The organism is Bacillus sp. FSL K6-3458, assembly GCF_038005045.1.
Classification (GTDB): domain Bacteria; phylum Bacillota; class Bacilli; order Bacillales; family Bacillaceae; genus Bacillus; species Bacillus altitudinis.
This window is the reverse complement of the sequence record NZ_JBBOSI010000001.1, coordinates 3,089,370-3,112,927: the sequence shown is the minus strand read 5'-3', so window position 1 is coordinate 3,112,927 and position 23,558 is coordinate 3,089,370. Positions and strand designations below refer to the sequence as shown.

The 23,558-nt window shown below is 39.5% G+C and carries 25 protein-coding genes; 12 read left to right on the top strand and 13 right to left on the bottom strand.

Going from position 1 to position 23,558, the window contains the following annotated elements; translation table 11 throughout:
• Positions 1-95 precede the first annotated feature (95 nt).
• Positions 96-479 carry a YqzG/YhdC family protein gene (locus tag MHH23_RS16415; RefSeq protein WP_203144215.1) on the top strand — a complete coding sequence of 128 codons (384 nt, stop codon included), beginning with the start codon at positions 96-98 and terminating at the stop codon, positions 477-479.
• Positions 480-524: 45 nt separating this feature from the next.
• Here MHH23_RS16415 and MHH23_RS16410 read toward each other — a convergent pair whose 3' ends face one another.
• Positions 525-2,000 (bottom strand): catalase, encoded by a 1,476-nt coding sequence (locus MHH23_RS16410; RefSeq protein ID WP_045034838.1) that lies wholly within the window; start codon positions 1,998-2,000, stop codon positions 525-527.
• 160 nt (positions 2,001-2,160) lie between these two features.
• Complete coding sequence (locus tag MHH23_RS16405) at positions 2,161-2,592, bottom strand: Rrf2 family transcriptional regulator (RefSeq protein ID WP_041507532.1); 432 nt, start codon at positions 2,590-2,592, stop codon at positions 2,161-2,163.
• A gap of 183 nt (positions 2,593-2,775) precedes the next feature.
• Between MHH23_RS16405 and MHH23_RS16400 the strand changes: the two genes are divergently transcribed.
• Positions 2,776-3,975: a globin domain-containing protein gene (locus MHH23_RS16400; protein WP_340959850.1), complete on the top strand. Its 1,200-nt coding sequence runs from the start codon at positions 2,776-2,778 to the stop codon at positions 3,973-3,975.
• Positions 3,976-4,042: 67 nt separating this feature from the next.
• On the top strand, positions 4,043-5,467 hold the full coding sequence (locus tag MHH23_RS16395) for a SpoVR family protein (RefSeq protein WP_007497093.1): 1,425 nt from the start codon (positions 4,043-4,045) through the stop codon (positions 5,465-5,467).
• Positions 5,468-5,517: 50 nt separating this feature from the next.
• Here MHH23_RS16395 and MHH23_RS16390 read toward each other — a convergent pair whose 3' ends face one another.
• Positions 5,518-6,882: an alkaline phosphatase gene (locus MHH23_RS16390; RefSeq protein WP_041507529.1), complete on the bottom strand. Its 1,365-nt coding sequence runs from the start codon at positions 6,880-6,882 to the stop codon at positions 5,518-5,520.
• A 354-nt stretch (positions 6,883-7,236) separates the two neighbouring features.
• Here MHH23_RS16390 and MHH23_RS16385 point away from each other — a divergent pair, with 354 nt between their 5' ends.
• Both MHH23_RS16385 and MHH23_RS16380 read left to right on the top strand, forming a co-directional pair.
• Positions 7,237-8,067: a C40 family peptidase gene (locus MHH23_RS16385; RefSeq protein ID WP_007497097.1), complete on the top strand. Its 831-nt coding sequence runs from the start codon at positions 7,237-7,239 to the stop codon at positions 8,065-8,067.
• A gap of 456 nt (positions 8,068-8,523) precedes the next feature.
• Positions 8,524-9,924: an amino acid permease gene (locus tag MHH23_RS16380; protein ID WP_338704850.1), complete on the top strand. Its 1,401-nt coding sequence runs from the start codon at positions 8,524-8,526 to the stop codon at positions 9,922-9,924.
• 44 nt (positions 9,925-9,968) lie between these two features.
• Here the strand turns inward: MHH23_RS16380 and MHH23_RS16375 are convergent, their stop codons facing one another.
• Genes MHH23_RS16375 through MHH23_RS16365 form a run of 3 tightly spaced genes read right to left on the bottom strand, consistent with a single transcriptional unit; the run spans position 9,969 to position 11,789 of the window.
• Positions 9,969-10,259: a hypothetical protein gene (locus tag MHH23_RS16375; RefSeq protein WP_008348984.1), complete on the bottom strand. Its 291-nt coding sequence runs from the start codon at positions 10,257-10,259 to the stop codon at positions 9,969-9,971.
• Positions 10,247-11,305, bottom strand: a complete 1,059-nt coding sequence (locus MHH23_RS16370; protein ID WP_024719964.1) for an anti-sigma factor — start codon at positions 11,303-11,305, stop codon at positions 10,247-10,249. Before MHH23_RS16370 ends, MHH23_RS16375 begins: the two co-directional genes overlap by 13 nt.
• The gene (locus MHH23_RS16365; RefSeq protein ID WP_008348979.1) at positions 11,298-11,789 is read right to left on the bottom strand and encodes a sigma-70 family RNA polymerase sigma factor; all 492 of its coding nucleotides are present in this window, start codon (positions 11,787-11,789) and stop codon (positions 11,298-11,300) included. Before MHH23_RS16365 ends, MHH23_RS16370 begins: the two co-directional genes overlap by 8 nt.
• Positions 11,790-12,175: 386 nt before the next feature.
• On the opposite strand from MHH23_RS16365, the gene MHH23_RS16360 reads away from it, so the two are divergent.
• Positions 12,176-12,778 carry a lysophospholipid acyltransferase family protein gene (locus MHH23_RS16360; RefSeq protein WP_024719965.1) on the top strand — a complete coding sequence of 201 codons (603 nt, stop codon included), beginning with the start codon at positions 12,176-12,178 and terminating at the stop codon, positions 12,776-12,778.
• 40 nt (positions 12,779-12,818) lie between these two features.
• On the opposite strand, the gene MHH23_RS16355 is transcribed toward MHH23_RS16360, so the two are convergent.
• Positions 12,819-14,150: a hemolysin family protein gene (locus tag MHH23_RS16355; protein WP_008348975.1), complete on the bottom strand. Its 1,332-nt coding sequence runs from the start codon at positions 14,148-14,150 to the stop codon at positions 12,819-12,821.
• A 58-nt stretch (positions 14,151-14,208) separates the two neighbouring features.
• Positions 14,209-14,649 (bottom strand): MerR family transcriptional regulator, encoded by a 441-nt coding sequence (locus tag MHH23_RS16350; RefSeq protein ID WP_076821966.1) that lies wholly within the window; start codon positions 14,647-14,649, stop codon positions 14,209-14,211.
• 335 nt (positions 14,650-14,984) lie between these two features.
• Between MHH23_RS16350 and MHH23_RS16345 the strand changes: the two genes are divergently transcribed.
• Both MHH23_RS16345 and MHH23_RS16340 read left to right on the top strand, forming a co-directional pair.
• Complete coding sequence (locus MHH23_RS16345; protein ID WP_025207018.1) at positions 14,985-16,367, top strand: hemolysin family protein; 1,383 nt, start codon at positions 14,985-14,987, stop codon at positions 16,365-16,367.
• 89 nt (positions 16,368-16,456) lie between these two features.
• Positions 16,457-16,849 (top strand): hypothetical protein, encoded by a 393-nt coding sequence (locus MHH23_RS16340; RefSeq protein ID WP_017360342.1) that lies wholly within the window; start codon positions 16,457-16,459, stop codon positions 16,847-16,849.
• Here MHH23_RS16340 and MHH23_RS16335 read toward each other — a convergent pair.
• Genes MHH23_RS16335 through MHH23_RS16325 form a run of 3 tightly spaced genes read right to left on the bottom strand, consistent with a single transcriptional unit; the run spans position 16,846 to position 18,329 of the window.
• Entirely contained in the window at positions 16,846-17,211 is a 366-nt protein-coding gene (locus MHH23_RS16335; RefSeq protein ID WP_007497111.1) for a CrcB family protein, read from the bottom strand. The genes MHH23_RS16340 and MHH23_RS16335 overlap by 4 nt on opposite strands.
• Entirely contained in the window at positions 17,212-17,613 is a 402-nt protein-coding gene (crcB, locus tag MHH23_RS16330; RefSeq protein WP_034647784.1) for a fluoride efflux transporter CrcB, read from the bottom strand.
• On the bottom strand, positions 17,613-18,329 hold the full coding sequence (locus tag MHH23_RS16325) for a glycerophosphodiester phosphodiesterase (protein WP_100325438.1): 717 nt from the start codon (positions 18,327-18,329) through the stop codon (positions 17,613-17,615). The genes crcB and MHH23_RS16325 overlap by 1 nt, the downstream gene beginning before the upstream one ends.
• Positions 18,330-18,635: 306 nt before the next feature.
• On the opposite strand from MHH23_RS16325, the gene MHH23_RS16320 reads away from it, so the two are divergent.
• The 3 genes from MHH23_RS16320 to MHH23_RS16310 all read left to right on the top strand — a co-directional run bounded on the left by MHH23_RS16320 (position 18,636) and on the right by MHH23_RS16310 (position 20,751).
• Positions 18,636-18,737, top strand: coding sequence for a YhdX family protein (locus MHH23_RS16320; RefSeq protein WP_017360338.1), 102 nt, complete (start codon positions 18,636-18,638; stop codon positions 18,735-18,737).
• A 164-nt stretch (positions 18,738-18,901) separates the two neighbouring features.
• Positions 18,902-19,990 (top strand): mechanosensitive ion channel family protein, encoded by a 1,089-nt coding sequence (locus tag MHH23_RS16315; protein WP_024719970.1) that lies wholly within the window; start codon positions 18,902-18,904, stop codon positions 19,988-19,990.
• 29 nt (positions 19,991-20,019) lie between these two features.
• Positions 20,020-20,751: an NAD-dependent protein deacylase gene (locus tag MHH23_RS16310; RefSeq protein WP_026050067.1), complete on the top strand. Its 732-nt coding sequence runs from the start codon at positions 20,020-20,022 to the stop codon at positions 20,749-20,751.
• 38 nt (positions 20,752-20,789) lie between these two features.
• Here the strand turns inward: MHH23_RS16310 and MHH23_RS16305 are convergent, their stop codons facing one another.
• Complete coding sequence (locus MHH23_RS16305) at positions 20,790-21,644, bottom strand: polysaccharide deacetylase family protein (RefSeq protein WP_024719972.1); 855 nt, start codon at positions 21,642-21,644, stop codon at positions 20,790-20,792.
• Between the two features lie 295 nt (positions 21,645-21,939).
• Between MHH23_RS16305 and dat the strand changes: the two genes are divergently transcribed.
• A complete protein-coding gene (dat, locus tag MHH23_RS16300) occupies positions 21,940-22,794 on the top strand; it encodes a D-amino-acid transaminase (RefSeq protein ID WP_340959845.1) in 855 nt (284 codons plus the stop codon).
• Between the two features lie 47 nt (positions 22,795-22,841).
• On the opposite strand, the gene MHH23_RS16295 is transcribed toward dat, so the two are convergent.
• The gene (locus MHH23_RS16295) at positions 22,842-23,348 is read right to left on the bottom strand and encodes a universal stress protein (protein WP_017360333.1); all 507 of its coding nucleotides are present in this window, start codon (positions 23,346-23,348) and stop codon (positions 22,842-22,844) included.
• Between the last annotated feature and the right edge of the window lie 210 nt (positions 23,349-23,558).

The following is a 23,558-nucleotide window of genomic DNA, read 5'->3' as shown; positions in this document are numbered from 1 at the left end:
TAGTTTGCTCGGATCAGATCGACTTTTTCAGGGGAAAAGTTGGTGTCTGCATAAACAGGGTACCGGGAATTATAGGCTGAATAAATGCTTGATGTATGAAAAAGAACCAACCAGCAAAACCTAAACAAAATAGATATGAAAGTGAGAATATTGATATCATGCACCCGAAATTATGGATGCTTTTTGCAGCAGGAATTGTTTTATTTGGCAGTCTTATGATTCATCCATCTTCACAAGCAGCTGTGCAGCCAGCAGAGAATTGGGAAAGGCTTGCGTATACTGCCTTGCAAGATGAATATGAAGGCGCCGCTTTAAACGATTATCATTACATTGGACGTACACAAGTGAATGAAGATCAAACAAAAGATGTGTTTCGCGTGACCGTGAAGGAAGGCTCCACACGATTTGCAGCACATGCAGAAATTTATTTTCATCCGGTGACGGGTCATTTGATTAGTATTAACGTATTCCGGCTATAAAAAAGCACCTCTTTTAAAAAGAGGTGCTCCAGCTGAAAAGAAGATCTATTTCATGCTTCCTTGAAGATATGAGCGAATATCCACACCGAGTGAATCCGCTAAACGCTGTCCATAATCTTCATCTGCACGATAGAAGTTGCAGATCGCAAGTAATTTCGTTTTTTCATTTACGTCTTTCAAGTCAGCTGTCAAGTTTTTGATCAATGCTTGTTTCTCTTCTTCAGAGTAGCTTCGATATTTTTCTCCAGCTTGTTTGAAATCGTTTGGTTTTTCGATTTTTTGTCTCACCATACGGTCACCGTGAAGAACCGGTTCACTTTCTTTGTAGTGAGGGTTTTCTTTTGGCTGATCGTCATAACGGTTTGGTTCATAGTTAATATGACCGCTTGGACGAGTTGTTGTCATAAAGCCATCCTGTTGGTTATTGTGAACAGGCGCATAAGGACAGTTCACTGGGATGCGCATGTAGTTTGCACCTAGGCGGTGACGCTGCGTGTCAGGATAAGAGAACAGACGACCTTGAAGCAGTTTGTCTTCAGATGCTTCAATTCCTGGAACTAGGGCACTTGGCGTGAAAGCAGATTGCTCTGTTTCAGCAAAGAAATTTTCTGGATTGCGGTTCAGTGTCATGCGGCCCACTTTTTGCAGTGGATAATCTTCCTCGCTCCACGTCTTCGTCGGATCACATGGATCATAATCTAGTTCATCATAATCACTGAGCGGCATAAGCTGAACGTAAAGATCCCATGCTGGATAATTTCCTTTTTCAATACGATCATACAAGTCTCTTGTCGCATGCTGGAAGTCGTTTGCTTGAATTTCTGCAGCTTCTTCCATTGATAAATTGCGAATGCCTTCTGATGGTCTCCAGTGATATTTCACATATTTTGTTTCTCCGTATTTGTTTACCCATCTAAACGTATGAACACCAGAACCGCGCATTTCAGCGTAGTTCGCAGGAATACCTTCGTCAGAGAAGAGCCATGTGAGCATATGAGTGGATTCAGGTGTTAACGTCATAAAATCCCAATAACGGTCAGGATCTTGAATGTTTGTTACAGGATCTGGCTTGAGAGAGTGAACCATATCAGGGAATTTGAGTGCATCACGAATAAAGAAGATCGGCAAGTTGTTCCCAACTAGATCATAGTTGCCTTCTTCTGTATAAAATTTGACTGCGAAGCCGCGAGGGTCACGTAATGTTTCAGGTGAACCTTTAGGATGAATAACCGTTGAGAAACGGACAAAAACGTCTGTTTGTTTTCCTTTTTCACTTAAGAAGGCTGCTCTTGTATGTTTCTCCATGCTATTTTCTACTTCAAATACACCATAAGCGCCGGCGCCTCTTGCATGAACGACACGCTCTGGAATGCGTTCACGGTCAAAGTGTGCAAGTTTTTCAATCAAATGGTAATCATCAAGAAATGAAGGTCCCCTGTGACCAGCAGTTCTAGAGTTTTGATTATCGCCAACTGGCACGCCTTGATTCGTTGTCAAATTTTTATGATTAGAATTTGTCATTCTTTTTCTCCTCCTGTAAACAAAAAATGGTTTCTAGCAATCTATATACCCTAATTATATTGAATCAAACATGATAGTCAATATTTATTTATAATAATTTTAAATAAATTATTATTACAAGGAGGTAAAGAAAAAGACGAAAGAAATAAATTCTTTCGCCTTAGAGCAGAAGCTCTCTTAGAGCATCTTTGTTTTGTGTTAAATCATTTAATGTGTATTGGTCAAGAACGCGTAAATAAGCAGTGAGTGCTTCATGAAGTACGTGCTTTAATGAACAAATCGGGGAGATAATACAGCTGTTTTTCTTCGGATCAAAGCATTCAACCATGACTAAATCATCCTCTGTATAGCGGACAACCTCACCAATATTAATGCTTTCTGGGCTTTTCCCCAGCCTAATCCCACCATTTCTTCCGCGGATCGTTTCTACATAACCACGTTTTCCTAGATGGTAAATTACCTTTGTCAGGTGATTTTTCGAAATGCCATAAATATCGGCAATCTGCTGAATATTTGACAGTTCATTGTTTTCTCTCGAAGCTAAATAAATGAGTACCCTTAATGAGAAATCTGTATAATTCGTAAGTTTCATTTGGACGACCTCTAAACCTAATAGAGTTTTGTATCATCGTAACACATTTTAGACAAAAACTGTTCGAGAAAGTGCTAAATGTGACAACATTTAAAACATGTATTATAAATATTGCTTTTATATGTTGTCTTCCATTACGATAAAGATGTATTTAAAATACATCTTTTGAAAGAAGGAATAACGATGTTATCCACAGATCAAATGAATGCCATTAAACAATCAGCCCCTCTTCTAAAAGCTGAGGGAACAAAACTTGTGACAGTTTTTTATCAAAATATGATTAGACAGCATCCAGAGCTACTCAATCAGTTTAATAAAACAAATCTCATGAATGGAAGCCAGCCAGAGGCGCTTGCCGCAACACTCTATCAAGCTGCACTGCACATTGACCGCTTGGCAGACTTGCTTCCTGCTGTGAAACAAATTGCCCATAAGCATGTCAGTGTCATGGTGAAAAAAGAGCAGTACCCAATCGTCGGATATCACCTTCTTGAAGCAATGAAAGAGGTATTTGGGTTATCAGAGGAAGATGACACATTGTTGGCTTGGAAGGCTGCATATGACATCATTGCGAATATATTCATCACCATTGAGGCAGAAATGATGGCTGAAAATGTGAAACAAACTGGTGGATGGGCAGATGTCAAACCGTTTATTGTGAAGAAAAAGAAACAAGAATCTCCATCACTCATTTCCTTTTATTTAGTACCAGAGGATGAATCTGAGCTACCAATGTATGAAGCTGGTCAATACATTACGGTGCAGGTAGATATGCCGGGTGAAGCCTATGTATGCAGCAGACAATACAGTTTATCAGATCAATATCACCCATCTTACTATCGCATCACCGTGAAACGAGATGGGCATGTCTCCACATTCCTGCATGATGAAATGAGAGAAGGCGATGTTCTTCACGTCAGTATGCCGCAGGGAATGTTCTGCTTGAAAGATGACACAAAAGAACCCGTTTATTTGATTAGTGCTGGTTCTGGTGTCACACCAATGATTGGTTTAGTGAAAACAGCGTCGCATAACAATCAGCCATTCACGATGATTCATGCAGACAGACTAGAGGATGTAACTGCTTTTGAACAAGAGTTTGAACACGTCCTCACTTCATCTCCAGAGGGGCGTATTATCCTTTGTAACGAACAATTTGAAAAGAGTGTAAAGAGTGAGCTGGTTGAGAAGGTGGCTACGCGGATTGACCGACCTTTCCTTCAATCAGTCATTGGTGAAGGAAAAGGCCAATTTTATGTTTGCGGTTCCCCAGCATTTACACAAGAGATGATCCTTATTCTAAAAGCGTTGGACATTCCGGAAGAGAATATCCATTTTGAAGCGTTCGGCGGGCAGTCCATGAAAGAGATGGAAGTCGTCTAAACAACTGGCTGAACATCATGTTTTTTTAGGTACGCTCATATAGTAGGGATAAGTCCGATGAGGAGGGATGGTTTCCTTGAGCGTATCTGAAAAGCGTCTTTTACAACGAGCCATTGATGAAATTACAGAAATTGCAGAAGGATTTGGTCTGGATTTTTATCCGATGAGGTATGAAATCTGTCCCGCGGAGATTATTTATACATTCGGTGCATATGGCATGCCAACACGATTTAGCCACTGGAGCTTTGGAAAGCAATTTCACAAAATGAAGCTTCATTATGATTTAGGATTAAGCAAAATTTATGAGCTGGTGATTAATTCAAATCCTTGCTATGCCTTTCTCCTTGATAACAATTCGCTTGTTCAAAATAAACTAATTGTGGCTCATGTCTTGGCACACTGCGATTTCTTTAAAAACAACTGCCGTTTCCAAAACACAAAACGAGATATGGTGGAAAGTATGTCAGCGGCAGCAGAGCGAATTAAAGAATATGAACATATCCACGGTACAAAAGAAGTCGAGTCCTTTTTAGATGCTGTATTGGCATTGCAGGAGCATATTGATCCGTCGCTTGTTCGTTCAAAATTAAGCTGGAATCTCGACGATGAAGATGAATATGAAGAGGACAAACCAAAACGTCAAACGCCATATGATGATTTGTGGGGAATGGATGAACCGAAAACACGTGAGAAAAAGAAAACGATCAAGCAATTCCCCCCAAAGCCAGAAAAAGATATATTGCTCTTTATCGAGGCACACTCCCGGGAGCTAGAGCCTTGGCAGCGGGATGTGCTGACGATGCTGAGAGAGGAAATGCTCTATTTTTGGCCACAGCTAGAAACGAAAATCATGAATGAAGGCTGGGCATCGTATTGGCACCAGCGGATTATGCGTGAACTTGATTTAGATTCAAGTGAATCGATTGAATTTGCCAAATTAAATGCAGGTGTCGTGCAGCCATCTAAGACAGGAATCAATCCTTACTATTTAGGGCTGAAGATTTTTGAAGATATTGAAGAGCGCTACGATCATCCATGCGAGGAATTAAAAAAAGCAGGAGTGACGGAAGGGTCGGGTCGCAGCAAAATGTTTGAAGTGCGGGAAATTGAATCAGACATTTCTTTTATTCGAAATTACTTAACGAAAGACCTTGTGATGAGGGAAGATTTGTACTTGTTTCAAAAGCAGGGGAGAGACTATAAAGTCATTGATAAAGAATGGAAGGCAGTCCGTGATCAGCTAGTCAGCATGAGGGTCAATGGCGGCTTTCCGTATTTGACAGTCATCGATGGCGACTATTTAAAAAACAATGAACTCTATATTAAACATTGGTATGAAGGCATTGAGCTCGATCTCAAATACTTAGAAAAGGTGCTTCCATATTTGTATCAGCTATGGGGAAGAAGTGTGCACATCGAGTCAGTTCTTGAAGGAAAAGAAGTGATGTTTTCATACGATGGAAAAGGGGTTCATAGGAAGTATCTCACTTAATGATCAAAAAAGATGTCTACGAATAGACATCTTTTTTTGTGATTAGCACTTTATTGGTTTTTCAGCAGTTTGAAAATGTGTTTCGCTTGATCTGTATTTTCCATGAGCCCTTTTAGCTGTTCGCTTGTTGGCCCATAAGCATAAAATGGTACTTCATCCCCTGTATGACCCGATGTGGTCCAGCCTGTATGAGACCTTGTATTGATGACTTTTTCGATGGCATCATCAATTTGAACAGGATCTTTTGTTTCAGCTGCCTTTTGAATAGAGGCGATTTCCTCTTTTGTGAAATCAAGGTCGATGTATTGTTTGAGCGCAGTCTCGACCGTCATACCCCCTACAATTTTGTTTGCAATGAAATCAGGTGTCTTTTTTGCTGCTTTGACAGGCTGATAATCCCAGCTGCCCGAGCCGTCTGCCCCGAAGGAAAGGCCGCCAGTTGAATGATCTGCTGTCGTGATGACTAACGTGTTTTTATCCTTTTTTGCGAAACGAATGGCTTCTTCAAATGCTTTTTCAAAATCTTTCATCTCACTCATCGCACTGACAATATCGTGGTCATGTCCAGCCCAGTCAATTTGACTGCCTTCAACCATGAGGAAAAATCCTTTTTTGTTTTTAGACAGCTGTTTGATGGCTGAGGATGTCATGTCTTGCAAGGAAGGGGTTGTTTTATCACGATCAATTGCTTTATCGAGACCACCGTCAGCAAAAATGCCTAACAATTTTTGCTGTTTGTTTTTTTGTAAGTCCGCTTTATTGGTTACGTAACGATAGCCTGCTTTTTGAAATTCTTTCGTCAAATCACGATCTTTGCGGACAAAATCGATGAGTCCTCCGCCAAGCATGACATCGACTGTATGCTGTTTGCCAATTTTCTCATCGAAGAAATCATCAGCAATGGCTGCTGTGTTTTTTCTAGAAACATCGTGGGCGGCATACGCAGCAGGTGTCGCATTGGTTAATTCAGATGTGACGACGAGACCAGTAGACTTTCCTTTGCGTTTTGCTTCTTCTAATACTGTTTTTAGTTTTTTGCCATTTTTGTTTACACCAATGGCGTTGTTGTATGTCTTTTGACCAGTTGCCATGGCTGTCCCAGCTGCTGCTGAATCAGTAATGTTACTTTTAGAATCATCAGGGTATGTTTTATGCATGCCAGTGAGGTAAGGGTCAAACGCTGTTTGCTTGGAAAGATCACCGTTGTGTTTAAATGAGCGGTAAGTTGAAAGGTAAGGTGTTCCCATGCCATCTCCAATGAGCACGATCACATTTTGTACGTCATTTTTTGGTTTCTTTTTAGCCTCAGCTTTGTCAGCCTGTCCAAATTCAATTCCTGAAAAAATACCAATCGATAACACTGATGCGGCTGCGATTGCAGCTATTTTCGTTTTCGAGCTTTTCAACACACTCATTCATTTTGCCTCCTCATTGTTTATGTATCGCTCTCACGTTTACAATGGTAGAACAGAAGTGTGGATTCCAAATGACAGCACCGTAAAGTTCACTTTAAAATTGTAAAGGTCCACTTTACATAGAATGAACCAAAAAGAGAAATGAATGTATGATTTATCTATGACAAGATGCATTTGTTTTGTCATGATTGTGTAATAAAAATGAAATAAAAAGAACCCTAAAAAAAAATATTTTTTGCCGAATTAATAAGCATAATGTCGTAGGAAGTCAAGACTATTTCTTCTGGTATTCGATCCTTATAATAGAAAGTAGATAAAAATTCGGATCACGATAGATACATACAGGAGGAACAAATGAAAAAACAATTGATCACAGCTGCAAGTGCAGTTCTACTTGGGACGACATTATTTGCCGGAGCTGCCTCAGCACAATCAGTAAAGGTTCAAAAAGGTGACTCTCTTTCTGTTCTAGCGAAAAAATACAAAACAACCGTGAGTAAGATTAAATCAGACAATAAACTGAAATCTAACACGATTTATGTTGGACAAACCTTAAAAGTGAATGGTACTTCTTCAAAAAAGGTAACGAAAACATCAAAAACAACAACAAAAGTAAAAGCGTCTTCAACGACAGCCACTCATAAAGTTGTCAAAGGTGATACTTTATCTAAAATCGGCAAAAAATATGGAATGACAGTGAAAGAGCTGAAATCGTTAAATAAACTCAAAACAGATCTGATTAAAATTGGACAAAAGCTGAAAGTGAAAAAGACGTCCAAAGTGAAACCAACACCTGTCAAAGAAAAAACAGTTGCTACTTCTTCTTTAAATACGTCTAAACTCGTAGCAGATGCGAAAGCACAAAACGGTACACCATATAAATGGGGTGGAACGACACCGAAAGGCTTTGATTGCAGCGGTTTTATGTGGTATATCATTAACAAACAAACAAAGATTTCAAGACAAACGACTGAAGGTTTTTGGGGATCAATGAAAAGCGTCTCAACACCTAAAGTTGGAGATTTTGTCTTCTTTACAACCTATAAATCTGGCCCATCTCACATGGGTGTCTACCTTGGGAACAACAAGTTTATCCACGCTGCTTCTGATGGTGTGACGATCAGCGATATGACTTCAAGCTATTGGAAGCCAATTTACCTTGGCGCAAAGACATTTGTAAATTAATAATGGATCTTAAGAGACTGCTTACTAGGCAGTCTCTTTTTTTGTATATCGTTTGCGCAGCTAAAACAGTCCTTTATCATAGCTCTCTATGAGTCTAAAGGCTTTTAAATAAGCAAAAGTGAAGACAAGTTATCAAAAGAATAATTTTATTTTCACTTTATAAAAATTATATCAAAAAAGTATAATTTTGTATGTTGTATAATAAATAGAAGAGGCCAAGCTATGATTTGAATAAAGATTGAAGAAAATCTACCATGAATATTGACAAGTATTTTGTTGATAAATAAGAATTTTCACTCTATTTTGAAAAAAAGTGTTTTCATTTTTTAATTTTCATATATAATAATTTTACGCCACCAATTTATTGCGCTAAATTAAATCTAAATATTCAGAAAATAAAGTGAATTACGAAGTGGTGGCGTCTTTAGACGGATACTAAGTTTTGGGAGTGATGGTATGAGCAATTCGTTGTTTAGAAAGAAGAGCATTTCAGAGCTAATTGCGGCAACACAAGGGGAAAAAGCGTTAAGAAAGGAATTAGGCTCATTTGACTTAACGATGCTTGGTATTGGAGCGATTATCGGTACAGGGATATTTGTTCTGACAGGTACAGGCGCCGTCACAGCAGGTCCAGGACTTGTTTTATCATTTGTAATTGCAGGTCTTGCTTGTTTATTTGCGGCATTGTCATATGCGGAATTCGCTTCCACAGTGCCAGTATCAGGATCTGTTTATACATTTACGTACGCATCTATGGGAGAATTTTTAGCGTTTATCATTGGCTGGGATTTGATATTAGAATATATGCTAGCCGCTAGTGCCGTTTCAGCAGGCTGGTCAGGCTACTTTGTATCGTTTTTAAATGGGATAGGGATTCATATACCGGTTGAATTAACAGCAGCACCAGGTGGTTTAAAGGGTCAAGTGACATATTTTAATCTTCCTGCATTTATTATTTTAATGATCATCACCTTCTTGCTGTACTTCGGTATTAAAGAATCAAAACGAGTCAACAACATCATGGTCATTATGAAAATTGCGGTGATTCTGCTCTTTATTTTAGTCGCTGTGAAATATGTAAAACCTGAAAACTGGACACCATTCGTTCCTTTTGGAACTTCAGGCGTGTTAAGTGCAGCAGCTCTCGTATTCTTTGCATTTATCGGATTTGATGCAGTTGCTTCTGCGGCAGAGGAAACAAAAAATCCATCCCGCAACTTGCCAAGAGGAATCATCACTTCCTTATTGGTTTGTACCATGTTGTATGTGGTAGTCAGTGCCATCATGACAGGCATTGTTCCATTTATGAACTTTGAGGGAGTATCCCATCCAGTGTCTCTTGTTTTACAAGTAGCCGGTCAAAATTGGGTGGCGGGTATTGTAGATGTTGGGGCGATTTTAGGGATGACCACGGTCATGCTTGTCATGCTGTACGGCCAAACACGTGTCATGTTTGCCATGTCTCGTGATGGCTTGGTACCAAAGGTTCTTTCAAAGGTTCATCCAAAACATAAAACACCTTATATCAATACTCTTTTCTTTGGGACATTGTCAGCATTAATGGGTGGATTCATTCCGCTTGATGAGTTGGCAAGTCTAGTGAACATCGGAACACTTTCAGCTTTCATTTTGATTTCAGTTGCTGTCATTGTCATGAGAAAAACACAGCCTGATTTACCGAGAGCATTCAGATGCCCCGCAGTGCCGCTCATTCCAATCTTGGCTATTCTATCTTGCGGACTGCTCATTTATAAGCTTGGCACCATCACATTTGTTCGTTTCTTAATCTGGCTTGCCATTGGGCTTGTTGTCTATTTCTTATATTCAAGAAAGCACTCCGAATTAAACAAAAAATAAGAGTGTACAGAAAAAGCCAGTCAAGTATGACTGGCTTTTTAGTATTAAAAACCTAATTGAAGATCGACATCAATCGAGACGATCGCATAGACACAAACGATGACAAAAATATTCAGAACGACGCCTAGGAAACCTGGTCCAGTGCGGCCTTTTTTAATGAACAGTTCAATCACACCGAATGGAACTGCGGCCATTGCAAAAGGAAGCATTTGAAACGAATAAAATGTCACATTGCTAATAATGGCGAGGTTCAGCATGAGCAGCGATAAAATAGCGGTGCCGACTGAAATCCAGCCAAACACATTATGCTCTTTAAAAATTCTTACCAATTCCATAATTCCACCTCGCTCACTTTGGCCGTTTTAATGCGTTTTGTCTTCACAAATTTCTCTATTTCTTTAGAAGGACCTGTGACAACAGAACCGTAAACCGTGACACCATTTTGATTGATGTAGCGTATTCGGTTAGAGAGGTCAAGTTCAGGTCTGCCAGAGATCGTTTTTGCCCAGGATGGATGCTGGTTGACATAGGCGAGGGCATCTTTGAACTGATCAACCTCTGTTTTTGATGTGTGCTGAAGCTCTTTTAAAAATTCAGAGTCTTTCCCAGGAAAACCGATTGGACGCTGATTTCCACTTAATGAATCTTCTGTTTTTATCGCATTCCAAAGCACTTTCATATCATATTTTTTAGCAAATGAATACACGTCTTTCGGTGTGTATGCTTTGTCATAGGATACATACACTTCACTCACTGTTCCTTCAGGTAGCTTGTCTAGAGTAGTGAGTGTTTGTTTTTTTGATGTATCTGCCTGAGACGAAGGGTGCGTAAAGAAATCCTCCGTATTACGTGCGCTGTCGCCATAATAAGAGATCGTAGGCTGCTTTAATTTATCGAAAAACATTTCGATTTGTTCACTGCCGATGGCTTCTGTTTTATTGCCAATTTGTTTTTGTAGCTTAAGTTCTGTGTTCATACCAAACAGTTTGACTTGCCCTTTTAAATCCTTCATATCAATGGCGACATTCGGTTTTGTTAGGGCGACTGTTACAGCGGCCGTTTCCATAAAATGATTGCCTTTACTGTCTGCTCCGCCAACGCCGTAGTATAGATAACTACCTAGTGTACAAAGCGGTAAAATAATCAGTGTAGATATAACAGCAAGCACAGAAATACGTAAATAGGACTTTCTTTTTCCGTATTGTAAAATGGCTTTTTGTTTTTCAGGACTGATGGAGAAGTCTGTCCAATCTGAGTCATTCAGTTCTTGGCTTAAGCGTTTTTCATTTTCTTCGAGCTCTTCTTCAAACGCCATCATTTCTTCTTCATTCATCTCGCCATTATTATACTGTTCCCATCGCTTATTAAACTCTTCATTCATCATTAACACCTCTGTTATATAGTGCTTTTAGGCGCTGCCTTGCACGAAATAAAACACTTTTAAAATTTGCTTCAGTAATATTCATGACCTTGGATGCTTCTTTGTAATTCAGCTCTTTTAAATAATACAATGTCAACGCTTCCTTGTAGTTATCTGGAAGCTGCTCCAAATACATGTTGAGAACTTCTTTTATTTCAATCTGTTCAGCAGGACTTTGTACAGACGTTTGTAAAAGGCCGCCAATGAGATCATCCGATATGGTCACTTCTTTTTTATGTTTCCTGACATAATCAATAAAAGCATTTCGTGCCACCTGAAATAACCAAGGTTTCACTTTGCTATGGTCGTAGGAATGAATATGTATATAAGCACGCATAAAGGTTTCCTGCAATAAGTCCTCTGCCAAATGTTTGTCTTTTGTCATGGAGAGCAGAAACCTGTAAACATCGTTCATATACATTTGATAAATTTCATCGATCGTCACTGATTTTTCTCCCCTCTATGTTATACACGCATAAGAAAGGCATAAAGTTGCACGAAACTTCTCATAGGCCGTACATTACTCATCTCTTTCACCGAATCAAAATCATTTCTCCTTATCATAGCGAAATTTGCATCATTTATAAAGTGTTTTCAATAGAACAAATCAGGAAAAAAACTCAAAAAACGACAATTTTGGACACATTTCTTCCTTTATTCTCTCCTAAAAACACATGCTTGAATACAGAAGGAGCGGTCATCTTAAGTGAAAAGATGATTTTAGTGAACCGTCTCTATTTTATCAGCAGGAGAAAATTTTTAGTACCAGGTAATAAAAAATTTGTTATAATAGAAACAAATCCTTCATTCTTCAAACAAAGGAAGTGCACTATGTATAAATTTTCAGGCTATACCGTCAAAGCATTTTTTGCTCTCCGAGGCGGAATCAAAGTATATCAAAAAGAGAATCTGCCAACAGACCGGGGGTTTGTCATTGCTTGTACGCATGAGGGTTTTGTGGATGTTCTTGCATTAGGCGCAGGAATTCTTCCGTTTGAGATCCACTACATGGCGAAAAAAGAATTGTTTGCAAATAAATGGATCGGCGGATTTTTAAAGAGGATTCATGCTTTTCCAGTTGATCGAGAGAATCCTGGGCCAAGCAGTATTAAAACGCCCATTAAATTATTAAAAGAGGGGAAAATCGTTGGGATTTTTCCAAGCGGAACACGTACAACGGAAGATGTTCCTTTAAAAAGAGGGGCAGTTACGATTGCGCAGCTCGGCAAATCACCAATCGTACCAGCAGCGTACAAAGGACCTTCTAATGCAAAAAGCCTTTTTAAGAAGGGGAAAATGCGCTTAATCATTGGTGAACCGATTGAGCAGTCTGAATTTGATCATCTGCCGCCAAAAGAAAGATTAGGTGCGATGACAGAAGTATTAAACACAAGAATCAAAGAACTTGAAGCTAAGTTAATCGAGAAGGGATAAAGAAAACGACCACTTGCTTAGGCAAGGGTCGTTTTTTTTCTTAAGAAGCGCCTTCTTCAGCTGCTTCTAATAGTTGTTCGTTTAGTTTTTTGACTTCGATGTATGCCACATGGTGTCCATCGACTTCATTAATGATAAATTCATAGCCTTGTTCACGAATCGCGTCATTTTTCTCGACTTCATATTTTTGTGTAAGGAACCAGCCGCCGATTGTGTCGACTTCTTCGTTATCAAGCTGAATACCTAGTAGCAGGTTAACTTGATCTACAAGGACCTTTCCATCAAAGATGTAGTGGTCTTCTCCCAGTTTACGCACTTCGTTGATTTCATCAATATCGAATTCATCACGAATCTCACCGACAATTTCTTCAAGGATGTCTTCAACTGTTACAAGTCCTGCTGTACCGCCATATTCATCTGATAAAATGGCCATGTGTACTCGCTCACGCTGCATTTTAAGCAGTAGATCATGAACAGGAACTGTTTCAATTACATGAATAATCGGGTTTACAAAATGTTCGATCGTATCACTTGTGGAACATTCACCACTAATACATGCAGTGAGTACTTCTTTAATATTCACAACACCGATGATGTTGTCTTTATCGCCATCTTCAATCGGATAACGTGTATATTTCTCGACTTTGGTCACTTTCAGCATTTCCTCAATCGTAATATCGTGCGGGAAGCTGACAACTTCGGTACGAGGAATCATAATTTCTTTCGCCAGACGGTCATCAAATTCAAAAATTTTATTCACATATTTGAATTCAGACTGGTTAATCTCGCCGCTTTTATAGCTCTCTGATAAAATAATCCGCAATTCTTCTTCAGAGTGCGCCATGTCATGCTCAGAAACTTGCTGAAGACCGAACGCTTTTGTTAACAAACGAGCAGATCCATTTAATACCCAGATAAAAGGGAACATCACTTTGTAAAAAATCATAAGCGGTCTAGCAAATAGAAGGGACACTTGCTCAGCCTTTTGAATGGCGAGTGTTTTTGGTGCAAGCTCTCCAACCACGACGTGTAAAAACGTCATAATACTAAACGCAATAATAAAAGTGACAATAGAACTAGCTGATTGAGGAATGGACAGCTCTACAAATAGTGGAGCAAGCATGTGCGCAATTGTTTCTTCCCCTAACCAACCAATCCCAAGGGCGGTAATGGTAATACCGAGCTGACAGGCCGACAGATACTCATCAAGGTGAGTCGTGACATGCTTGACAGCAACTGCTGTTTTATTACCTTCTGCGATTAACTGATCAATTCTTGAGCTTCTTAAGCGAATGATCGCAAACTCTGATGCAACGAAAAATGCGGTTAAAGCTATAAGTAAAGCAACTATAAGTAAATTAACTATGTCCAATTAAGGCCTTCGTTCTGACTTTGAGAACGAAGGTAACACCTCCTGTTTAGTAAAAATTTTAACTTAACAGCAGTAAAAATGATTGGACAGCCGTCATTTTTTCAGGAGTAAGCTGCTCTTTTAGTTTTTCACGTTGTTCTGGCTGAAGCTGCTTACAACGTGCCAAAATGCGGTCCATATGCTCATTCATCCGATCGATATCAGAGGTTAAATGGACAAGTTCGTCATGTTCTTCCTTTTGAGAAGGGAATTGTTCATCTAATCTGGATTTGATGTCAGAAAGAGCCAATCTCTGCTGTTTGCAAAGAACGATTAATTGTAATCGTTTTAAAGCATGTTCATCGTAATAACGATAATTAGAGCAAGATCTAACAGGCGCAAGCAACCCTAGATTCGTATAATAATCTACAGTTCGTTTCGTCACCTGTGCAATCTGTGCTAGTTCACCAATACGATACTTTTTCTCAGCCCCATCTGAACATCTCCTCCTAACCGTCACGTTATAGTTTATGAAAATAGTTTAATATAATTCGAGTCTGAAATACAAGATAATTGTTCAGATTTCCTGCCAATATGAAGAAACAAAGGGCATTTCCATCAATTTAGGTTGTCATCTCTAAAATACTGTAGCGATACAGGAATTTTCAGATTATTTATGGTAAGATAAAATGAATACCGTTTCATATATATGTAGAGAGACGGATTTTACGTGAACCGGAGGTGGTTAAGTGGGGCCCTCAAAGTAGTCTTATTTAATCAGTTAACCGTTTTGCAAAAGACAACATCATCAATCAGGAGGTGACTCCTTGTTCTTCTAAGAAAGAGCAAGGTTAAATGGACGATATTGTTAATCTGAGTATAGTCGGAGTTTTGATTGCTTTAACAGCTTTCTTTGTTGCATCTGAATTTGCCATTGTAAAGGTGAGAAGTTCAAGAATTAATCAGCTTGTTGCCGAAGGGTCCAAAAAGGCTATCATGGCGAAAAAGGTGACATCAAGGCTAGATGAATATTTGTCAGCCTGTCAGCTCGGTATTACAGTGACATCCCTTGGTTTAGGGTGGATCGGTAAACCGGCAGTAAAAGAACTTTTAGTTCGAGGTTTTGGTTTGACAAACATTCCTGATTCAGCAATCAGCCTGATCTCAGCAACACTTGCGTTCTCTATTATTACCTTTTTGCATGTAGTTGTTGGCGAGCTTGCACCAAAAACACTTGCCATACAAAAGGCAGAAAAAATGACGCTTTGGCTGTCAGGACCGCTGCATGCATTTTATATCCTTATGTACCCTTTCATTTATGTGTTGAACGGGTCAGCCCGTGTGCTAACGAAAATGATGGGTATCGATATGGGGTCTGAAAAAGAACATTCCCATTCCGAAGAGGAATTAAAGATTTTATTATCTGAAAGCTTAAAAAATGGGGAAATCAACTCATCAGAGTATAATTATATGAACAAGATATTCGATTTTGATAATCGAATCGCAAGAGAAATTATGATACCGCGAAGAGAAATTTGTGCAATTCCAGAAGATATGCCGTTAGACGAAATACTGGCGATCATGACAAAGGAAAAGTACACACGTTTCCCCGTGTTTTCAGGGGATAAAGACCATGTCATTGGCATGCTCAACAAAAAGCAGCTCTTTGCAGATATTGTGTATCTAGGAGAAAAAGATCAACTGAAGCTTCAAGATTATATTTATCCAGTGATTGAAGTGATTGACACGATTCCAATTCAAGAGCTTCTCGTCAAGATGCAGCGCGATCGAATGCATATGGCGATTTTAACGGATGAATATGGCGGGACATCTGGACTTGTCACAACGGAGGATATTTTAGAAGAGATTGTTGGAGACATTCGAGATGAATTCGATGAAGATGAGCAGCCTGTCATTCAAAAGAGAGCGGAGCATCATTATATATTAGATGGAAAAGTGAGATTAGAGGAAGTTCAAGATTTGATCGAAATGTCATATCATGATGAAGAAATTGATACGATAGGCGGGCTAATCTTAAATGAGAACATTGATATCCGAGAAGGACAATCCATTTATCTTGATGATATTCGGATGAAGGTCTTGGAGATGGATGGACGCTATGTGAAAAAGATCGACCTGAAAAAAGGCGTCACATCATCTGAAAAAGAAAATACACGCACAGGGCTTGATATAAAAGAGCCGCTGTTAGTAAATGAAATGACCTTGAGCGAAAAATAAGCTCAAGGTTTTTTTAGGTATTTAGCCTCTTTTTTGAGAATGTATGTTCGTATATAATGAGAACAAACGTTCGTAAAAGGGGGATGGACATGCTCTGGTATGAAACAGCAAGTATCACGGAGAAAAAAACCTCAATGAAACGTATTGAGTTTCATTTAAAAAATTTCAAGAACTATCAAGCAGCCATTTTAAATATTGAAAGACAGCTTGAAAAGCGAAGTTCTCTCCAACATCATCATATGGCACGTCAAAAATTAGAAGAGCAGAAAAGTCAGTATGAACTGATTGTTGCTTGTATTGAAACGGCTTTAAAAGAATTGGATGAAATAGAGCAGCAGCTCATTGATTATAAGTATTTTCGAGATTGGCGCATGGCAAAATGTGCAATCGAAATCGGCTATAGTGAGAAGACACTATTTTTAATGAAGCGCCAGCTGATGGATCAACTGCTCATCAGCCTAGCTGCCATCACAGATATTTAAAACAGAAGTTGTCCTATTTGATAAAACGCCGCAAAAAGGCATAAAGAGCCGATAATTGTCACAAGTAAATAGGCAGCAAGCTTTCCTATTTGACGCTGCATCAGCATCGTCGCAGATTCTACACTAAACGTAGAGAATGTGGTAAAGCCGCCAAAAAAACCAGTTCCTATGATCACTAGCAGTGGATGATTGGACGTTACAGCGCCTGTGAGAAAACCTAAACCGGCTGCACCTAATAAATTAATGAAAATAATACTGTACGGGAAAAGGGCATGGGATGGAGTTTTCTGGATTGTTTGGCTGATGAAGAAACGACATGCACTACCGATCCCTCCAGCTACAGCTGTACAAAAAACAATCATTTATCTGCTTCCTTTCTGCTGCTTATTTTGATGAAAGAGCCGTTCAGCAAGGATCAGGCCTGCTAAAGCAGCGGCTACTCCAGCAATGACTGAGAGCAGGATGTACATCATACTTAAATTGAACTGCCCTGCCTGTAACAGAAGAACTGTCTCTTTAGAAAAGGTGGACATGGTCGTAAACCCGCCGCAAAACCCTGTTCCAATCAAAGCTGCAAGATATTTTTTTCCTTTCTGAAATAGAAAGTATCCTGTCGCAAAACCAAGAAGCAGGCTGCCGGAAATGTTTTCAATCATCGTTGCATAGGGGAATGTCTGGCTGATGACAGTTTGGCTTAGTTCATATCTGCAAAGTGTACCAATCAATCCACCGATAAAAACGGCGAAATAAGTTTTCATCTGCATCATTTCTCCTTTTGAAAAAATAGCGGGTTATCGGTTACCACACCATCAATTGGATATTTTTTGATTCGATCCGCTGTTTTTTGATCTTTTACAGTCCATATAAACACATCCATCTCGAATGTGTGGATGCGGTCTATCCACCATCTATTGATCATCGTTTTCTTCATATTAAGACAATTTGCAAACGAGCTGTATGTCGTTAACTTTCGTTTCGTTAGTTTAAATGCATCAGGCTTGATAATCAAAGCTGTGCGAAGAGAAGGGGCGAATGCTTTGATTCTTTGTAGTGCATGAACATCAAAAGATTGAATGATGATATGACGAGAATAGGCAAACCGATTGATGATGCGGGCAACGGCCTTTTCGATTCCTATCTGCCGTTTTGGGTGTTTGATCTCGATCAATATCCCAATCCGCTGACTGTATCTTTCAAGAATTTCTTGTAATGTTGGAATTCGTTCATTCGTATACTGTTGGTCAAACCAGCTTCCTGCGTCCAGTTTTTTCAACTGATCAAGTGTATAGCTTTTGACTAAGCCGTTTCCGTTCGTCGTTCGCTCAACGGTATCATCATGGATGACGACGACGTGCTGATCCATTGTCATTTGTACGTCTAATTCAATATAATCTGCTCCTTGCTCGACAGCTACATCAAACGCAGCGATTGTATTTTCTGGGGCTGCGCTTGATGACCCTCTATGTGCGATAATATACACTTGCTCCAGCTCCCTGACATAAGTTCTGGTCTTATCATATCAAATGCTTTGGTGGTTTTCCTTCTTTACTATATGGAGAAGAAGAGCGCCGTATTATCATGGAACCTCATGTACCGAAAAAGCTTGATGTATCATTTTGAAAAATTTACAGGAATAGAGCAAGCTTTGATTGAGTAAACCTGAATTACATCAATTTTTCTTCGATCAATTTTGTCCAAATCGTCAGCGTTCGTCAAAATATTAGTGCTTTCGTCATGTTGACTGAAAATTCTGATGTTTTATAATGATGAAAAGGAGGCGAGATGATTGGGTAAAGGGAGAATTAGAGTGGAAGAACGTATTAAGGCCGAAACGGATGCTGAAATGTTTAAAGCGACTCTCCTTGATCAGGCTCAGAAGAAAAAGTAGTTTGCTGCCCGTCGATATGTCTCAAGCCAAAATTTCATAATTGAACATCATGCCTCGGGATAGGTCCCGAGGCTTTTTATATAGAGGTCAGACATTTAAGAGAGGACATAAACGAAGGTTATATTATAAACTAGAGAGGATTGTTTTAAAGGAGAGAGACAGAGATGTTTACACAAAAATGGATGGATACATATTTTACAGTCGATATTGCGATCCAAATAGGCATTAGCCTTTGTATTTTATTGCTTTTTTTATTACTTCGAAAAGTATTTACGAAATACTTGTTTCACCTGCTCTTTAAGCTGACAAACCGGTCTAAAACCGAAGTCATTAATCAAATTGTCGTGGCGTTTGAAAAACCTGCGAGACTGTTTTTTGTGGCACTAGGTTTATATTTTGCGTTAAGACAAGCCCCATACTTTGAGCACCATATGGATGTCATTGTCAAATTGTATAGATCCTCTATTATTTTGATGCTGACGTGGGGACTTTGTAATCTAACCGCAGCTTCTTCCTTCTTATTTCAAAAAGTGAATTCAAAATTTGAATTAGAGATGGATGATATTTTAGCGCCATTTTTATCAAAGGTTCTTCGGTTTATGATTATTGCACTGAGTATTAGCGTCATTGCACAAGAATTTAATTATGATGTGAACGGACTTGTGGCAGGGCTTGGTCTAGGTGGTCTTGCTTTTGCGCTCGCTGCGCAGGATACAGTGGCAAACTTTTTTGGAGGAATTGTGATTATTACAGAGAAGCCTTTTACAATGGGTGATTTTGTAGAGACTCCAAGTGTACTTGGGACTGTAGAGGACATTACCTTCCGAAGCACAAAATTTAGAACACCTGCTGAAGCAGTGGTGACCGTGCCAAATTCGACCCTTTCAAAGGAGCCGATCACAAATTGGACGAGAATGAATAAACGTCAAATTACGTTCTCCGTTCGCGTATCTTACAATACACCGAAAGAAAACATTGATAAGTGCATCAAACGTCTGAAGCAAATGCTTTATGAGCATGATGGGGTTCATAAGGAAACGATTATGGTGAATTTCGATGTGCTGGCAGACAGCTATTTAAACTTATTCTTTAACTTTTATACAAACACAACGGCTTGGTCTGAAAACCTGGATATTAAGCAGGATATTAACTATCGCATTATTGATATTTTCCATGAAGAAGGGGTAGAATTTGCTTTCCCTGGACAGACCATTTATATGAAACAAAAAGGTGAGAAACAGCTCGGTGAATAAAGGAGGAATGGTGGTTGGATCAAACAAAAGTGGCAGCGCTAAGAGAGAGATTATCAAAGGCCTCACATATTACAGTCCTTTCAGGTGCTGGGATGAGCACAGAATCGGGAATTCCCGATTTTAGATCAACGGGTGGACTATGGACAGAAGATACTTCTCGCATGGAGGCAATGAGCCGGTCCTACTTTTTATCACATCCTCATCAATTTTGGCCGAAATTCAAAGAATTGTTTCAAATGAAGATGAGTGGAGAGTACGAGCCAAACGCTGGACATGCTTTTTTAGCCAATTTAGAAAAGCAAGGAAAACGCGTGGATATTTTCACGCAAAATATCGATGGTCTGCATAAAAAAGCGGGAAGCCAGCATGTGTATGAACTGCATGGTTCCATTCAAACAGCTACATGTCCATCATGCGGGTCAACATACGAACTGCCTTATTTATTACAAGAAGAGGTACCGGTTTGTGAGCGGATCTCATCAGACGGCCGTACATGTGGACGAGTACTTAAAACAGATGTTGTCCTTTTTGGGGACATGGTGAAGCACTTTGATCAAGTGGAGAAATCGCTCCAGCAAACGGACATGCTACTCGTCATGGGAACTTCCTTAGAAGTGGCACCAGCCCGATATATTCCAGAAGATGCTGCTCATCATCCTTCCATCTTTAAGGTCATGATGAATTTAAGTGAAACGGAATTCGATCCGCTGTTTGATCTTGTCTTTCACGAACGAATTGGCGAGCTTGTGAATGCTTTATAAATCATAAAAAACCCGCATCCAATAGGTGCGGGTTTGCTTTATTGTTGTAGTGGCTTCATTGTTTCATCAAGGACTTCAAATGTGTAGCCCTTCGCCTTTAATTGTGTGATCAGACTGTTTAAGTATTTTGCGGTAGCTGGCTGATCATGCATTAAGATGATTTTTGGCTCTTTCGGGTACTTGGTTTCAAGCACTTGCAGCTGATTTAATACTTCTGGTACATATTTTGAGCTTTTATATTTCCAGTCAAGACTGTCAATGGTCCAGTCCCAGTATACAAAGCCTTTTTGTTTTAAACGTGTTTTTTGCTGGTCTGTTAAGTTTGGTGAACTGCCATAAGGTGTTCTCACAAGATGTGTATATTCACCAGTAACAGAAGCCAATATGCGCTGATCTTCTTTCATCTCATTTACAGGAGAATCACTTTTTTGATAAAAGCGTTTCACATCATGTGTGATGCCATGAAGCCCTAATTGATGACCTTCTTGATGAAGTCTTTTCACAGCTGCTGGGTGTTCTTTGATTTGCGGCCCGAGCATAAAAAATGTGGCCTTCACTTGCTGTGACTTTAGCACATCTAACAGCTGATTTGATGTAGCAGAAGGGCCATCATCAAAGGTCAAAAAGATCGTTTGATCCGTTACATGTTTGTTTGGATTGATCTTAAAATGTGCATCTAATGTTTTTGGCGAATCATCTTTTGCTTTCAGACTTGTACTTGTGTCTCGAAATGGACTGCTCGCAGACACTTCATTCGGTTGATCTGCTGCCTGCATATTGGTTTTAGACATATCCCAAATGAAAAAAAGGATCAATGTCAGGATGACTAGACCAATCGCCTTTGAGAGCAGCATCGTGTTTGAAGGTGTCTGTTTTTTCGTAACCCGTTGCATTACAATCGCTCCAATAAATCAGTAGTTTGTGTCGAATCATGTAGTGGATTCTGTCTTTTTTCGCTGTTTTTTGTCGTGCTCATATGGAGTAAGTATACAGGAAAAAAGAGCCTATGAATATAGAAGATGCTAAAAAATTGGAATCTTTTTGGTTATGAATCTATATTTGTTACAATAGAAGGTTATCCAGTCAAATGGATATGAAATAATTCTGAATAATCATTGAAACGTTTACATTTATCCGCTAAGATAGCATCAGATTCAACCATTAAGCAAAGCGAAGGGGAGATTCCATATGAAAGTATTGTACAATGGGGATTTTATTGAAAAAAAAGATGCACATGTTGATATTGAAGACAGAGGCTATCAATTTGGCGACGGAGTCTATGAGGTCATCCGCGTATATAATGGGACTTTGTTTACATTAAAAGAGCATACTGAGCGTCTATTCAAGAGTGCAAAGGAAATCGGCATTCATCTGCAAGGTACAGTATCCGATATGGAAGAGAATTTGAAGAAGCTAGTCGCAGATAATCAAGTGATTGATGGCGGCGTGTATATTCAAGTCACGCGAGGCGTCGCACCTCGTAAACATCAATATGGTGTACTTACCCCTCAGATTACGGCATATACATTTCAAGTGAAAAAGCCTATTCAAGAGCAGACAGCTGGTGTGAAAGCTCTATTGTCTGAAGATCTTCGCTGGTTAAGGTGTGATATTAAAAGCTTAAACCTTTTATATAACGTCATGGAAAAGCAGAAAGCGTCTGAAGCTGGTGCGTTTGAAGCGATTTTAATAAGAGACGGCTTTGTGACAGAGGGGACGTCCTCGAATGTATATGCCGTCATTGACGGTGTCATTCGTACACACCCAGCAAATAACCTGATTTTAAACGGCATTACACGTAGAAAGCTGCTAGAGGTTTGTCAGGAAGAAGGATGTCGTGTGGAAGAAACCCGCATGAGTAAAGACGAACTTTTGCATGCACAGGAAATTTTCATCAGTTCAACGACAGCTGAAGTGATTCCAATTGTAGAGATAGATGGTCAGCCGGTTGGGGAAGGTGTTCCAGGAGAGATCACGAAGCGTGTACAGGAAGGGTTCCAGAAAAAAATTAAGTATGAAAGCGAAGCATCCATTTCTTCGTAAAAAGAAAAAGGCTGTAAACCAATGTTTACAGCCTTTTGTGATGACATTTATTTCACGATCAGTACAGGTATATCTGATTTGGACGATAACTTTTCACTCACACTGCCAAAGAGCATTTTTTTCAATCTGCTTTGGTCACGTGCTCCCATGACGATGAGGTCTGCTGAAATCTTTTCAGCGTATTCGATAATCGCTTCTGCAGGCTCCCCTTCAACAATTTCAATCGCAGCTTCAAACTGCTCTTCATTTAACAGCATTCTTGCTTCTGCAACGACCTCTTCTGTATGATCTTCAAAAATCAAGGGACTTTGCTGTTCATCATGAGGTACGTACACAGGGGGTGTTTGAAGGTCTGCCATGCCGCCTCCGATATAAGCGCCGCCAGTCATTGGGCGAGGTGCATCAAACACCTGTCTGCTGGATTTCCCATCATGAGCGTAGGCAACGGTCAGCTTGGCATTCAACGTTTTGGCTAAAGCGATTGCCTTCTTTAATGCTTTCTTACTGTCTTCATGTCCATCAAACGCAACGACCATCCGATCAGCTTGAAACAATGTCCTCATTCCTTTCAAAAGGAGTCTATACGTTCATGGTATACCCGTTATGAGAAAAAGATACACATGAAAACGATTGTGTTTTTGTTAGAAAATTTCATTTATTGAAAAATATTTATTGACAAAATGGTGACAGCCACTATAAGATAAAAAAAGATTCAAGAGCCAAAAGGAGGAAATGTCATGTGCAACATCATTGGAAGAATGAAA